General features: G+C 70.6%; 12 protein-coding genes. 6 read left to right on the top strand and 6 right to left on the bottom strand.

The window, feature by feature from the left end; genetic code table 11:
• Positions 1 to 10: 10 nt before the first annotated feature.
• The 3 genes from ABZ939_RS24900 to ABZ939_RS24890 form a co-directional block, all read right to left on the bottom strand.
• Complete coding sequence (locus tag ABZ939_RS24900) at positions 11 to 784, bottom strand: SDR family oxidoreductase (RefSeq protein ID WP_361859222.1); 774 nt, start codon at positions 782 to 784, stop codon at positions 11 to 13.
• Between the two features lie 11 nt (positions 785 to 795).
• A complete protein-coding gene (locus ABZ939_RS24895) occupies positions 796 to 2,310 on the bottom strand; it encodes a multicopper oxidase domain-containing protein (protein WP_361859219.1) in 1,515 nt (504 codons plus the stop codon).
• 118 nt (positions 2,311 to 2,428) lie between these two features.
• Positions 2,429 to 3,109 (bottom strand): MOSC domain-containing protein, encoded by a 681-nt coding sequence (locus ABZ939_RS24890; RefSeq protein ID WP_361859216.1) that lies wholly within the window; start codon positions 3,107 to 3,109, stop codon positions 2,429 to 2,431.
• 79 nt (positions 3,110 to 3,188) lie between these two features.
• Here ABZ939_RS24890 and ABZ939_RS24885 point away from each other — a divergent pair, with 79 nt between their 5' ends.
• Positions 3,189 to 4,082 (top strand): LysR family transcriptional regulator, encoded by an 894-nt coding sequence (locus ABZ939_RS24885; RefSeq protein WP_361859214.1) that lies wholly within the window; start codon positions 3,189 to 3,191, stop codon positions 4,080 to 4,082.
• A 174-nt stretch (positions 4,083 to 4,256) separates the two neighbouring features.
• Here ABZ939_RS24885 and ABZ939_RS24880 read toward each other — a convergent pair whose 3' ends face one another.
• Positions 4,257 to 4,598 carry a WhiB family transcriptional regulator gene (locus ABZ939_RS24880; protein ID WP_361859211.1) on the bottom strand — a complete coding sequence of 114 codons (342 nt, stop codon included), beginning with the start codon at positions 4,596 to 4,598 and terminating at the stop codon, positions 4,257 to 4,259.
• 451 nt (positions 4,599 to 5,049) lie between these two features.
• Here ABZ939_RS24880 and ABZ939_RS24875 point away from each other — a divergent pair, with 451 nt between their 5' ends.
• The 4 genes from ABZ939_RS24875 (at position 5,050) to ABZ939_RS24860 (ending at position 9,384) form a co-directional block, all read left to right on the top strand.
• A complete protein-coding gene (locus tag ABZ939_RS24875) occupies positions 5,050 to 5,661 on the top strand; it encodes a response regulator transcription factor (RefSeq protein ID WP_003948568.1) in 612 nt (203 codons plus the stop codon).
• Between the two features lie 273 nt (positions 5,662 to 5,934).
• Entirely contained in the window at positions 5,935 to 6,510 is a 576-nt protein-coding gene (locus ABZ939_RS24870; RefSeq protein WP_137993884.1) for a sigma-70 family RNA polymerase sigma factor, read from the top strand.
• Positions 6,511 to 6,650: 140 nt separating this feature from the next.
• Positions 6,651 to 8,153, top strand: coding sequence for an IMP dehydrogenase (gene guaB, locus ABZ939_RS24865; protein WP_361859208.1), 1,503 nt, complete (start codon positions 6,651 to 6,653; stop codon positions 8,151 to 8,153).
• A gap of 106 nt (positions 8,154 to 8,259) precedes the next feature.
• Positions 8,260 to 9,384: a GuaB3 family IMP dehydrogenase-related protein gene (locus ABZ939_RS24860; protein ID WP_361859205.1), complete on the top strand. Its 1,125-nt coding sequence runs from the start codon at positions 8,260 to 8,262 to the stop codon at positions 9,382 to 9,384.
• 92 nt (positions 9,385 to 9,476) lie between these two features.
• Here the strand turns inward: ABZ939_RS24860 and ABZ939_RS24855 are convergent, their stop codons facing one another.
• Together ABZ939_RS24855 and ABZ939_RS24850 are read right to left on the bottom strand one after the other, a co-directional pair.
• Positions 9,477 to 9,968 carry a hypothetical protein gene (locus tag ABZ939_RS24855; RefSeq protein WP_361859202.1) on the bottom strand — a complete coding sequence of 164 codons (492 nt, stop codon included), beginning with the start codon at positions 9,966 to 9,968 and terminating at the stop codon, positions 9,477 to 9,479.
• Between the two features lie 90 nt (positions 9,969 to 10,058).
• Entirely contained in the window at positions 10,059 to 11,300 is a 1,242-nt protein-coding gene (locus ABZ939_RS24850; protein ID WP_361859199.1) for a nucleotide sugar dehydrogenase, read from the bottom strand.
• 224 nt (positions 11,301 to 11,524) lie between these two features.
• Between ABZ939_RS24850 and ABZ939_RS24845 the strand changes: the two genes are divergently transcribed.
• The gene (locus ABZ939_RS24845; RefSeq protein WP_361859196.1) at positions 11,525 to 13,231 is read left to right on the top strand and encodes a glycerol-3-phosphate dehydrogenase/oxidase; all 1,707 of its coding nucleotides are present in this window, start codon (positions 11,525 to 11,527) and stop codon (positions 13,229 to 13,231) included.
• Positions 13,232 to 13,295 lie beyond the last annotated feature (64 nt).

The raw sequence follows: 13,295 nt of genomic DNA, 5'->3' as shown, positions 1-13,295 counted from the left end.
CGGACACCCGTCACTTGGGTCCGTACTTGCGGCCTGCCTTGGAGGACACCCCTCCGAGCAGGCCGCGAGGCGCCAGCTTCACCACACCCATCAGCGCCTTGTAACGGGGATCCGGGATGGACAGCGTCTTGCCCCGCGCCAGATCGCTCAGCGCCGTGGCCACCAGCTTGTCCGCGTCGAGCCACATCCAACCCGGGATGTTGTCCGTCCCCATCCCGGCCCGCTCGTGGAACTCCGTCCGGACGAACCCCGGGCAGAGCGCCATCAGCCGCACCCCCGAGCCCGCGAGATCCCGCGCCGCGCCCTGGGTGAACTGCACGACCCACGCCTTCGACGCCCCGTACGTGCCACGCGGAACGAACGCCGCCACCGAGGCCACGTTCACCACCCCGCCCCGGCCGCGCGTCCGCATGGACTCGGCCGCCGCCGACGTCAGCCGCAACACCGCCTCGCAGTGGACCGTCAGCATCTTCAACTCGTCGGCCATGGACACTTCCAGGAACCGGCCCTTGTTGCCGAATCCGGCGTTGTTCACCAGCAGGTCCACCGGCTGTCTCGCATCGGAGAGCCGGGCCTCCACGGCCGCGATCCCCTTCTCCTCGGACAGATCCGCCGCCAGTACCTCGGCCTCGATCCCGTGCCGGTCGTGCAGCTCGGTCGCCTGGTCCCGCAGTCTCTTCACATCGCGCGCCACGAGCACCACGTCGTGGCCGTCCGCCGCCAGCTTTCGCGCGAAGGCGGCCCCGATCCCCGCCGTCGCGCCCGTAATCAGTGCAGTCGTCATACGCGGCAACGTTAGTGCCCCGCGTGAGCGTGCGACGTAGGGACCTTCCCGGGCCCCTGCCCCTTCTCCACGACCACGAACTGCCCCATCATCCCCGCGTCCTCGTGGTACAGCAGATGGCAGTGGTACATGTACGGAGTGTTCGGATCGGCCGGCCCGTCGAACCGCATCGCCAGCTTCACCGTCGTCCCCGAGGGCACGAACACCGTGTCCTTGGCCCCGCGCAGATGCGGTCGCGGCCGCTCGCCGTTCACCTCGAGAATCCGGAACTGCACGTCGTGCACGTGGAAGTTGTGGGGCATTCCGTCCTCGTTGCGCACCGTCCAGGTCTCCGACGTTCCCCGGGTGACGGTCTCGTCTATTCGGTCCATCTCCATCGACCGCCCGTTGATCCCGGAGAGCCGCAGATCGAAGTGGCGCCCGCGGACCGAGTCCGAGCCGTCCGGCACCTCCAGCGCCCCGAGCCGCGCCGGGACCTGTGGCGAAGGCCGCAGTATCTTCGCCGCCCTCAGCTGCAGCACGTCGAAGGAGTCGTCACCGCCGCCGAACCGTTGGTTCCAGAAGTCCAGCCCCGCGTCCAGGGGGTAGGAGCGCAGCACGGTCCTCTCGCCGGGCCTCATCGTCACCACGATCTCGGCCCGCTCACCGGGCGAGAGCTGAAGACGGTCCATGGACGCCGGCTGTTCGAGCAGCCCACCATCGGTCCCGACCAGCGCGAACCGCCGGTCGTCGGCGAAGCCGAAGGTGTAGATCCGGGCGGTGGAGGCGTTGAGAAGGCGCAGTCGTATCCGCTCGTCCCCGACGTCCTTGTACGGCGCGAGCGTGCCGTTGACCATCGTCCGGTCACCGAGGAAGCCGACGCTCGCCATCAGCGCGTGCCCGTGGTCGAAGGCCGCTCCGTCGAACGTCACGTCCTGGACGACGACCGGCAGGTCGTCGAAACCGTAGGTCTTCGGAAGAGCGAGCTTCCTCGAGCGTGCGTCGTCCAGGAGGAACATCCCGGCGAGGCCCCGCTGCACGTGCTTCTCCGTCGCCCCGTGCGGATGCGGGTGGTACCAGAGCGTGGCAGCGGGCTGGTCCACCGTCCAGTTCGGGGTCCAGCTCCCGCCCGGTGCCACCATCTGGTGCGGACCGCCGTCCATCTTCGCGGGCAGGTGCATCCCGTGCCAGTGCACGGTCGACGCCTCGTCGAGCGTGTTCCTGATCCGGACCGCGACCTTCTCCCCGCGCTCGGCGCGCAGTGTCGGCCCCAGGTAGTCCCCGTTGAAGCCCCAGGTGGGCGTCCGTCTCCCGGGCTGGAACTCCTTCTGCCCCGCCCGCATCGTCAGGTCGAAGACCCGCGTCCCGTCCGCGCGCACGGTCGACGGCGCGAGCGGCGGTATCTCCAGTTCCCGGGTGAACTCCGTCGAGCCGACGGTGGACGTCTTCGCGTCCGTGTAGAGCCACAGGAAACCACCGCCGATCGCCGAGACCAGTACCGCGGCGACCGACCCGAGAACGATGAGAACGCGCTTGAGGCGAGACATGCGAACAGCGTCGCGTTCCGCCCCCGGCGCACACATCGGGGACGGCCCCTGGGCCGCCCCCGAACCGCCCCTGATTCCCCCTCAGGGGCGTCCCCGATACCGGGCTCCGGCGCTGGGGCTACGACGGGCCGGTGGCGTACTTCTCCGCGTACGTGCGGGCGAGTTCGAGCAGGCCCGACTCCATCCACTCGGCCGCGACCAGCGTGCTCGGCAGCAGCGCGCGCTCGGTGGTGGCGGCCCGGTGCAGCACCGAGACCGTGATGTCGTGGTCAGGACGGTGGAGGACCTCCACCGGGTCCCCGGCCCTGAGCTCGCCCGGCACGATCACCCGCAGCAGCGCGCCCGGACCGGCGGTCGACTGGGTGAAGCGGCGGACCCACCCGTTCTCCTCGACGAAGCCGGCGAACGTACGGCAGGGGATACGGCCGCCCGTCACCTCCAGGACCACGTCCGGCCCGACCCGCCAACGCTCGCCGATCAGAGCGCCGTTCACATCGAGCCCGAGCGTGGTGAGGTTCTCACCGAAGGAGCCGTTGGCCAGCGGCCGGCCCAGCTCGCCCTCCCAGAGGTCCATGTCCTCACGGGCGAAGGCGTAGACGGCCCGGTCGTCGCCGCCGTGGAACCGCAGGTCGCACACCGCGTCCCCGGCGACCCCGCTGGCACCGACACCGCGCGGCCCCGGCGCCTGGACCCTTACCGGCCCCTCGACCGGACGCTTGTCGATCCCCGTCGTCCCCGACGCGGAGTCGGTGTACCCCACGGCCCTGGCCCGGCCGGCATTCACACTCAACAGCTTCATACGGGCACCCTAGGCGACCTTCCTCAAAGGCAGGAATGAATATTCGCCGCGAGGCCCAAGTCTCGCTTATGCTCGACTCATGATCGAGGCCCGCCATCTCCGCGTCCTGCGCGCCGTCGCCGCGACCGGCTCCTTCTCCGCCGCCGCGCGCGAACTCGGCTGCACCCAGCCCGCGGTGAGCCAGCAGATGAAGGCCCTCGAATCCTCCGCGGGAACACCCCTGCTGATCCGGACCGGCCGCGAGATGCGGCTCACTCAGGCGGGGGAGGCCCTGGTCCGGCACGCCTCGGGCATCCTCGCGGGCCTCACGGCGGCCGAGGAGGAGGTGGCCGCCATCGCGGGGCTGCGCGCCGGCCGGGTCCGCCTGGTCTCCTTCCCCAGTGGCAGCTCCACCCTGGTCCCCACCGCCCTCGCCGCCCTGCGCGCGGCGCACCCGGGCACCCGCGTCTCGCTGGTGGAGGCCGAGCCGCCGCGCTCGGTGGAGATGCTCAGGGACGGCGACTGCGACGTGGCCCTGGCCTTCCGCTACGGCGCGGGCCCGGACGAGTGGGACGACCTCGTCGTCCGGCCCCTGCTCGCCGACCGCCTGGTCGGCCTGGTGCCCGACGCGCACCGGCTCGCCGGCGCCGAGTCGGTGGGCATCGCCGAACTGGCCGAGGAGTCCTGGATCGCGGGCTGCCCGCGCTGTCGCCGCCAGCTCGTGGACGTCTGCGAGGAGGCGGGGTTCACTCCCCGCATCGACTTCGCGACCGACGACTACCCGGCCGTCGTGGGGCTGGTCGGTGCCGGCCTGGGCGTCGCGGTCCTGCCGGCGCTCGCCATCGAGTCCGTACGCCCCAAGGGGGCGCGGACCGTGGCGGTGGAGCCGGCCGTGGAGCGTGAGATCGTCGCCCTCACACTGCCCGACCTGGCCCATGTCCCGGCCGTCGCGGCCACGCTGGACGAACTGACCCGCGCGGCCACGCGCGCGTAGCTCCCGCGGACGTACCGCGGCGTTCTCGCGGCCACACGCCGGTCGTACCGCGAACGCGCGGCGATCCTTCCGTGCCGCACGCCCCCGGGCCGCGTGCGGCACGGTCCGTCGGGGCCGGGTGGGGTGCGGACCCGGCCCCGTTCCCTGTACGTGCAGAAACGTTCCTTCAGACCTTCAGGCGCGCCCCACGCCTGCCGAACTCGATGCCGATGCTGTAGCCGTTGCCGTGATCAGGCGGTTGCGGGCTCGTCCCATGAGCTCTTCGCGTTCGTCCTCGGTGAGGCCGCCCCAGACGCCGTAGGGCTCCCGCACGGCGAGTGCGTGTGCCGCGCACTCCGCGCGTACCGGGCACCGCATGCAGACCTCTTTCGCCGAGTTCTCACGCGCACTCCGTGCCGCGCCGCGCTCTCCCTCGGGGTGGAAGAACAGGGAGCTGTCCACTCCGCGGCAGGCCGCGAGGAGTTGCCAGTCCCACAGATCGGCGTTGGGTCCGGGAAGGCGGGAGAAATCTGCCATTGCGCTTGTCCCCTTGAAACCGTGTCGAACGGATAGGTGGGCGGGTTGATGGCTGATGGACCGGGGGCCCTTCGCCCCCCATGGGTCTCGCGTACCCGCTCTCGCGGGTTCGACCCGACCGTACAACTCCTGTCTAAGTAGATGTAAATATGACTCATTGCGAATCTAGCCACAGACACCGCAAAAAGGGAAGAAAACCCGCTAAATGGGGCATAGCTTCCGGTGAAGGGCGGATGACCTGCGTCGCTCTGCTCCGCGCACGCGCCCTCACGTAGAGTGCCGAAGGGGGCCGTCCGACCCGTAACTCTTTCGAGTGACCATCGTTGAGAGTGCCGAGGCGGTTGAAGGAAGAAGCGCTCGGGCAGGTGTCCGAGGGCGTCAACCGCACAGGTGACGATACGTACCAGCCCTGGAGGCTCAAGGTGACGCGCATCAGCTGCGGAGGGCGGCCATGACATCCGTCCTCGTCTGCGACGACTCCCCGCTTGCCCGAGAGGCGCTTCGCCGCGCGGTCGCGACCGTGCCCGGCGTGGAGCGCGTGACCACCGCGGCCAACGGCGAGGAAGTCCTCCGCCGCTGGGGCGCGGACCGCTCGGACCTGATTCTGATGGACGTACGCATGCCCGGTCTGGGCGGCGTGGAGACCGTCCGCCGGCTGCTGTCCGCGGACCCCGGCGCCCGCATCATCATGCTCACCGTCGCCGAGGACCTGGACGGCGTCGCGCTCGCGGTCGCCGCGGGTGCTCGTGGCTACCTGCACAAGGACGCCTCGCGCGCCGAGCTGCGGGCCACGGTCACCCAGGCCCTCGCCGACCCGACCTGGCGGCTCGCCCCGCGCCGGCTGCGGTCGGCCGAGATGGGCGCGGCGCCGACGCTCACCGCGCGCGAGATCCAGGTGCTCGAGGGCATGAGCCACGGCCGGTCGAACGCGGAGATCGGGCGCGAGCTCTTCCTCTCCGAGGACACCGTCAAGACCCACGCCCGGCGCCTGTTCAAGAAGCTGGGCGCATCGGACCGGGCGCACGCGGTCGCCCTCGGCTTCCGCTGGGGCCTGGTCCGCTAGCCGAACCCTGCCGCGGCGGCCCTCGTGTTCCCGCTGCGGCAGCGCTGTGTGGCCCCGCGGCGGGAGCAGCTCGTGTGCCCGCTGCGGAGCAGCTTGTGTCACTTCCGCGCGGGATGCCGCATCCTTGAGGGTGTGGAGTTCCTCGGGGACGAGTCGATCGAGCGGAAGGGGAGGGCGCAGGAGATGAGTTCCGGCGCACCTGCTCATAACGCTTCAGTGCACAACAACGGACGCGGTGCCGCGAATCCTCAGGCGTCAAGGCACCATGGAGCGATGCGCGACGACGAGACCACGGTGATCGGTGCACTCGTTCACCGTGCCGTCGAGGGCGACGAACAGGCCACGCACGACCTTCTGGCGCGCGTGCACCCTCTCGCCCTGCGCTATTGCCGTACGCGACTGAACCGGCTGCCCGGTGATGCTCGCCACTTCGTCGAGGACCTCGCGCAGGAGGTCTGCGTCGCCGTCCTGATGGCGCTGCCGCGCTACAAGGACACCGGCAGGCCGTTCGAGGCCTTCGTCTTCGCCATCGCCGGCCACAAGGTCGCCGATCTGCAGCGGGCCGCGATGCGGCACCCGGGCTCGACGGCCGTGCCCTCCGACGAGATGCCGGAGCGGCCGGACGACTCCCTGGGCCCGGAGGAACGCGCGCTGCTCAGCGACGATGCCGAATGGGCCAAGAAGCTCCTCGCCAATCTGCCGGAGAACCAGCGGGAGCTGCTGGTGCTGCGGGTGGCGGTCGGGCTCACCGCCGAGGAGACCGGCCAGATGCTCGGGATGTCCCCGGGAGCGGTACGGGTGGCGCAGCACCGCGCGCTCAGCCGGCTGCGCGCACTGGCCGAGCAGTAAGGGTCGACGAGGGCGGGTAGCCCTCACGTACACGTACGAACGTCCAAAGCTGCTCTCTGATCTTGATCGTGGAATGAGACACCGTCGAGGCCCGTTAGCATGGACATCCGCACCGATCAAGGCCATTTGGGGAAGGTGTCATGACTGTCTACGTCGACGGAGTGCCCGAGAAATTCGCGACACTCGGGCTGACCTACGACGACGTGCTGCTCCTGCCGGGCGCGTCCGAGGTCCTCCCGAACGCGGTCGACACCTCGTCCCGCATCTCCCGCAACGTGCGCGTGAACATCCCGCTGCTCTCGGCGGCGATGGACAAGGTCACCGAGTCCCGCATGGCCATCGCCATGGCGCGGCAGGGTGGCGTGGGCGTACTGCACCGCAACCTGTCGATCGAGGACCAGGTCAACCAGGTCGACCTCGTGAAGCGCTCCGAGTCCGGCATGGTGACCGACCCGATCACCGTCCACCCGGACGCGACGCTGGCCGAGGCCGACGCGCTCTGTGCCAAGTTCCGCATCAGCGGCGTCCCGGTGACCGACCCGGCCGGCAAGCTGCTCGGCATCGTCACCAACCGCGACATGGCGTTCGAGTCGGACCGCAGCCGCCAGGTGCGCGAGGTCATGACCCCGATGCCGCTGGTCACCGGCAAGGTCGGCATCTCCGGCGTGGACGCCATGGAGCTGCTTCGCCGCCACAAGATCGAGAAGCTGCCGCTGGTCGACGACGCGGGCATCCTCAAGGGCCTCATCACGGTCAAGGACTTCGTCAAGGCCGAGAAGTACCCGAACGCCGCCAAGGACAAGGAAGGCCGGCTGCTCGTCGGCGCGGCCGTCGGCGCCAGCCCCGAGGCGCTGGAGCGCTCCCAGGGCCTGGCCGAGGCGGGCGTCGACTTCCTGATCGTCGACACGTCCCACGGCCACAACAGCAATGCCCTGAACTGGATGGCGAAGATCAAGTCCAGCGTCGGCGTCGACGTCATCGGCGGCAACGTCGCGACGCGTGACGGCGCGCAGGCCCTGATCGACGCCGGTGTCGACGGCGTCAAGGTCGGCGTGGGCCCCGGCTCCATCTGCACCACGCGCGTGGTCGCCGGTATCGGTGTCCCGCAGGTCACCGCCATCTACGAGGCCGCGCTCGCCGCCCGTGCGGCCGGCGTCCCGGTCATCGGCGACGGCGGTCTGCAGTACTCCGGCGACATCGGCAAGGCGCTCGCCGCCGGTGCCGACACGGTCATGCTGGGCAGCCTGCTCGCCGGGTGCGAGGAGTCCCCGGGCGAGCTGCAGTTCATCAACGGCAAGCAGTTCAAGTCGTACCGGGGCATGGGCTCGCTCGGCGCGATGCAGTCCCGCGGCCAGGGCCGGTCGTACTCCAAGGACCGCTACTTCCAGGCCGAAGTGGCCTCGGACGACAAGCTCGTCCCCGAGGGCATCGAGGGCCAGGTGCCCTACCGTGGCCCGCTGGCCAACGTCCTGCACCAGCTCGTCGGCGGTCTGCGCCAGACCATGGGCTACGTGGGCGCCGCCACCATCGAGGAGATGGAGAGCAAGGGCCGCTTCGTCCGGATCACGTCCGCGGGACTCAAGGAGAGCCACCCGCACGACATCCAGATGACCGTCGAGGCGCCGAACTACAGCAGGAAGTAACAGAGCGCGACGCGTGGGGGCGGTTCCGGCATGTGGCCGGAACCGCCCCTCACGCTTGTGTCGGGGATACTGGTAGGCGCAGACGTAGAGGGAAAGGCCACACATCGTGACTGAGATCGAGATCGGGCGCGGCAAGCGCGGCCGCAGGGCGTACGCGTTCGACGACATCGCCGTCGTACCGAGCCGGCGCACCCGGGACCCGAAGGAGGTCTCGATCGCCTGGCAGATCGACGCCTACCGCTTCGAGCTCCCCTTCCTGGCCGCCCCCATGGACTCGGTCGTATCGCCGCAGACCGCCATTCGCATCGGCGAGCTGGGCGGCCTCGGCGTGCTGAACCTCGAGGGCCTGTGGACCCGGTACGAGGACCCGCAGCCGCTGCTCGACGAGATCGGCGAGCTGGACGAGGCGACCGCGACCCGCCGTCTGCAGGAGATCTACGCCGCTCCGATCAAGGAGGAGCTGATCGGGCAGCGCATCAAGGAGGTGCGCGACTCCGGTGTGGTCACCGCCGCCGCGCTCTCCCCGCAGCGCACCGCGCAGTTCTCCAAGGCCGTGGTCGACGCCGGCGTGGACATCTTCGTCATCCGCGGCACCACGGTCTCCGCCGAGCACGTCTCGGGCGCGGCCGAGCCGCTGAACCTCAAGCAGTTCATCTACGAGCTCGACGTCCCGGTCATCGTCGGCGGCTGCGCCACGTACACCGCGGCGCTGCACCTGATGCGCACCGGCGCCGCGGGTGTCCTGGTCGGCTTCGGCGGCGGCGCGGCGCACACCACGCGCAACGTGCTCGGCATCCAGGTCCCGATGGCGACCGCGGTCGCCGACGTGGCCGCGGCCCGCCGCGACTACATGGACGAGTCCGGCGGCCGGTACGTGCACGTCATCGCCGACGGCGGCGTGGGCTGGTCGGGCGACCTGCCGAAGGCGATCGCCTGCGGTGCCGACTCGGTCATGATCGGCTCCCCGCTGGCCCGCGCGACGGACGCGCCGGGCAAGGGCCACCACTGGGGCATGGAGGCCGTCCACGAGGACGTGCCGCGCGGCAAGCTCGTCGACCTGGGCATCGTCGGCACGACCGAGGAGATCCTGACGGGTCCGTCGCACACCCCGGACGGCTCGATGAACTTCTTCGGCGCCCTGCGCCGGGCGATGGCGACGACGGGCTACAGCGAGCTCAAGGAGTTCCAGCGCGTCGAGGTCACGGTCGCGGACGCGCAGCACAAGCGCTGACGTTTCGCCGTCCCGTACGAACGTTTCGCCGTCTCGTACGAAGAGGGGCCCCGCACCGGGTGGTGCGGGGCCCCTCTGTACGTGTGCGGGCCTTAGCGGGAGGCCTTCCTGGCTCCGGCGAACGCGGCCACGGCGGCCACCGCGAGGAACACGAACGTCATGAAGTCCTTGCCCTCGCCCCAGGCCTCCGTCAGCAGGTCGAAGTGCTCGAAGAACATCTCCGTCGCCGGGACGTCCAGCTCCTTGCCGCCGATGATCGCGATGCCGATGATCTGGCCGAGGTAGACGGCGCCGAGGGAGAGTACGGCGCTGACCACGGGCAGGGCCGCGTTCCGGCCGCCGACCTTGGCGGCGGCGAAGCCGACGAGGAAGCCGACGCCGATGGCCGCCCAGCCGATCTCGCGCTCGATGGCTCCGGCGATCCCGCCGTAGGCGCCGGCGGCGACGAGAGCGGCGACCAGCGCGGCCACCAGGCCCAGACCCACGTTGTCGCGGGCCGGCGCGGGCGCCGGGGCCGGCGGGTACGGGGTGGGCGCGGCGCCGTCGGCGAAGGGGTTGCCGGGCGGCGGAACGGACTGAGACATGCTGCTGATCCCCCCAGGGACACGTGCGCACGGATGTGCGATCGAAGAGCCCGGAGACTAGCAGTCCGCTCCGACACCCGCCGGGCATATTCACAGGCGGTGGGCCGCTCCCGCGGGCGTCGCGCCACGGGTGTCCAGGAGCAACTGGGCTTTCACCGCGAGGCCCTGGAGGTCGTAGGTGCGGTGGTGTTGCAGAAGAACCGTCAGATCGGCGTGGGCGGCGGCCTCGTAGAGGGAGTCCGCGCGCGGGACCGGGAGGTCGCGGACGCGCCAGTCGAGGACGTGGGGGTCGTGGTAGCTGACCACCGCGCCCAGGTCCATCAGACGGCGGGCGATCTCGTCGGCGGGCGAGCTCTCGCGGTCGGCGAGGTCGGGTTTGTACGTGATGCCGAGCAGAAGAACCCGGGCGCCGCGGGCCGACTTGCCGTGCTCGTTGAGGAGGGTCGCGCAGCGCTGGACGACGTACTGCGGCATCCGTTCGTTGACCTGACCGGCCAGTTCGACCATGCGGAGCGGCCGGTGGGGGCCGATGGTGTCGACGGGGACGCCGTGGCCGCCCACGCCCGGGCCGGGGCGGAAGGCCTGGAAGCCGAAGGGCTTGGTCTCGGCGCACCGGATGACGTCCCACAGGTCGACGCCGAGTTCGTGGCACAGCACCGCCATCTCGTTGACGAGGGCGATGTTGACGTGCCGGAAGTTGGTCTCCAGCAGCTTGACCGTCTCGGCTTCGCGCGGGCCACGCGCGCGTACCACCTTGTCGGTGAGCCGGCCGTAGAAGGCGGCGGCGGACTCGGTGCAGGCGGAGGTGAGTCCGCCGATGACCTTGGGGGTGCCGGCGAAGCCGTGCGCGCGGTTGCCGGGGTCGAGGCGGCCCGGGGAGTACGCGAGGTGGAAGTCGCGTCCCGCGCGCAGCCCCGAGCCCTCCTCGAGGAGGTCGCGCAGCACACCTTCGGTCGTGCCGGGGTGGACGGGCGACTCCAGCAGGACCGTGGTGTGGGGGCGCAGCTTGGCGGCGAGTGCGCGGGCGGCGTCGACGACGGCGGTCAGGTCGAGCGTGCGGTCGGGGCCGAGCGGGGTCGGGGCGCAGATGACCGCCGTACGGACCCGGCCGAGTTCGACCGGGTTGGTGGTCGGCCGGAAGCCCCCCGAGAGCATCCGGCGGATCTCCGACGCGGTCAGCGAGCCGTCGACGGGCGGGCGGCCGGCGGCGAGTTCGGCGACGGGGCGTGGATCGGTGTCGTAGCCGATGGTGTCGATGCCGGTGGCGACGGCGGCCTGGGCGAGCGGGAGTCCGAGGTGGCCGAGGCCGATGACGGCGAGATCAGCGGGCATGAAGGTGGGCCGTCCTTCCCAGTAGCCGGAGGGGACGAGACGCGCAAGCCCGGTGGACAGAACGGGTCGAGCGCAATGTCAGACTAGGCGTAAATATGACCGATATGTCGCATTGTGGGGTCGAAGGTCGCCGAGTGTTATCCACAGGCGGTGGCTGAAGTCGGAGGGGCGGGACAGAATCGAGTCTGTGAGCCCGACCACGCGGGGGACGACGGGAGGCAGCGGTGAGGACAGCGACACTGGGACCCGCCGAGCGCACCGAGGCGCTTGCGGCGATGGCCGAGCGTGAACTGGACGTGTTCGTCGTGGGCGCCGGAGTGGTCGGCGCCGGGACCGCCCTCGACGCGGCCACGAGAGGGCTGTCCACCGGCCTCGTGGAGGCTCGGGACTGGGCGTCCGGCACCTCCAGTCGTTCGAGCAAGCTGATCCACGGCGGCCTGCGGTATCTCGAGATGCTGGACTTCGCGCTGGTCCGGGAGGCGCTGAAGGAGCGTGGACTGCTCCTGGAGCGGCTCGCACCCCATCTGGTGAAGCCGGTGCCCTTCCTCTATCCCCTGCAGCACAAGGGCTGGGAGCGTCTCTATGCGGGCTCGGGCGTCGCGCTGTACGACGCGATGTCGGTCTCCTCGGGCCACGGCCGCGGCCTGCCGGTCCACCGGCATCTCTCGCGGCGCAACGCGCTGCGGGTGGCTCCCTGCCTGAAGAAGGACGCCCTGGTCGGGGCGTTGCAGTACTACGACGCCCAGATGGACGACGCCCGCTTCGTCGCCACGCTGGTACGGACCGCGGCGAGCTACGGCGCGAACGTCGCCAGCCGCGCGCGGGTCGTCGGCTTCCTGCGCGAGGGCGAACGGGTCGTCGGCGCGCGTGTCCAGGACGTGGAGGCGGGCGGGGAGTACGAGGTCCGCGCCAAGCAGATCGTGAACGCGACCGGGGTGTGGACGGACGACACCCAGGCGCTCATCGGGGAGCGGGGGCAGTTCCATGTACGGGCGTCGAAGGGCATCCATCTGGTGGTGCCCAAGGACCGGATTCACTCGAATACCGGACTGATCCTGCGGACCGAGAAGTCCGTGCTGTTCGTGATCCCGTGGGGGCGGCACTGGATCGTGGGCACCACGGACACCGACTGGGACCTGGACAAGGCCCATCCGGCCGCGTCCAGCGCCGACCTCGACTATCTGCTCGAACATGTGAACAGCGTGCTGGCGGTGCCGCTCACCAGGGACGACGTCCAGGGGGTGTACGCGGGGCTGCGGCCCCTGCTGGCCGGCGAGTCGGACGCCACGAGCAAGCTCTCGCGCGAGCACATCGTCGCGCACCCGGTCCCCGGCCTCGTCGTCGTGGCCGGCGGCAAGTACACCACCTACCGCGTGATGGCCAAGGACGCCGTGGACGAGGCCGTGCACGCCCTCGACCAGCGGGTCGCGACCTGTGTCACGGAGGACATCCCCCTGCTGGGCGCCGAGGGCTACAAGGCGCTGTGGAACGCGCGGGCCAGGATCGCCGCCCGGACCGGTCTCCATGTCGTGCGCATCGAGCATCTGCTCAACCGGTACGGGTCGCTGACGGAGGAGATCCTGGAACTCATCGCCGCCGACCCGGGTCTCGCCGAACCGCTGACGGGGGCGGACGACTATCTGCGCGCCGAGATCGTCTACGCGGCCTCGCACGAGGGGGCCCGGCACCTGGACGACGTACTGACCCGGCGCACCCGGATCTCGATCGAGACCTTCGACCGGGGGACGCGCTGCGCCCGCGAGTGCGCGGAGCTGATGGCGCCGGTGCTGGGCTGGGACGAGAACCAGGTCGAGAAGGAGGTGGAGCACTACGAGAAGCGGGTGGAGGCGGAGCGCGAGTCGCAGCGGCAGCCGGACGACCTGACGGCGGACGCGGCCCGGCTCGGAGCGCCGGACATCGTCCCGATCTGACGCGCCGGTGGAAGTGGTTCTCCTACCGGGCCTGTTGGGGGAGGGTTGCGGCATCCTGTTCGTA

The organism is Streptomyces sp. NPDC046712 (genome assembly GCF_040645695.1).
Taxonomy (GTDB): domain Bacteria; phylum Actinomycetota; class Actinomycetes; order Streptomycetales; family Streptomycetaceae; genus Streptomyces.
The sequence above is the reverse complement of the archived record's forward strand: the minus strand, read 5'-3'. Positions and strand labels throughout refer to the sequence as shown.

Excerpts from the sequence above, each read along its gene's own strand:
- ABZ939_RS24900 (WP_361859222.1), bottom strand. The coding sequence starts at position 784 with ATGACGACTGCACTGATTACGGGCGCGACGGCGGGGATCGGGGCCGCC.
- ABZ939_RS24895 (WP_361859219.1), bottom strand. The coding sequence starts at position 2,310 with ATGTCTCGCCTCAAGCGCGTTCTCATCGTTCTCGGGTCGGTCGCCGCG.
- ABZ939_RS24890 (WP_361859216.1), bottom strand. The coding sequence starts at position 3,109 with ATGAAGCTGTTGAGTGTGAATGCCGGCCGGGCCAGGGCCGTGGGGTAC.
- ABZ939_RS24885 (WP_361859214.1), top strand. The coding sequence starts at position 3,189 with ATGATCGAGGCCCGCCATCTCCGCGTCCTGCGCGCCGTCGCCGCGACC.
- ABZ939_RS24880 (WP_361859211.1), bottom strand. The coding sequence starts at position 4,598 with ATGGCAGATTTCTCCCGCCTTCCCGGACCCAACGCCGATCTGTGGGAC.
- ABZ939_RS24875 (WP_003948568.1), top strand. The coding sequence starts at position 5,050 with ATGACATCCGTCCTCGTCTGCGACGACTCCCCGCTTGCCCGAGAGGCG.
- ABZ939_RS24870 (WP_137993884.1), top strand. The coding sequence starts at position 5,935 with ATGCGCGACGACGAGACCACGGTGATCGGTGCACTCGTTCACCGTGCC.
- guaB (WP_361859208.1), top strand. The coding sequence starts at position 6,651 with ATGACTGTCTACGTCGACGGAGTGCCCGAGAAATTCGCGACACTCGGG.
- ABZ939_RS24855 (WP_361859202.1), bottom strand. The coding sequence starts at position 9,968 with ATGTCTCAGTCCGTTCCGCCGCCCGGCAACCCCTTCGCCGACGGCGCC.
- ABZ939_RS24850 (WP_361859199.1), bottom strand. The coding sequence starts at position 11,300 with ATGCCCGCTGATCTCGCCGTCATCGGCCTCGGCCACCTCGGACTCCCG.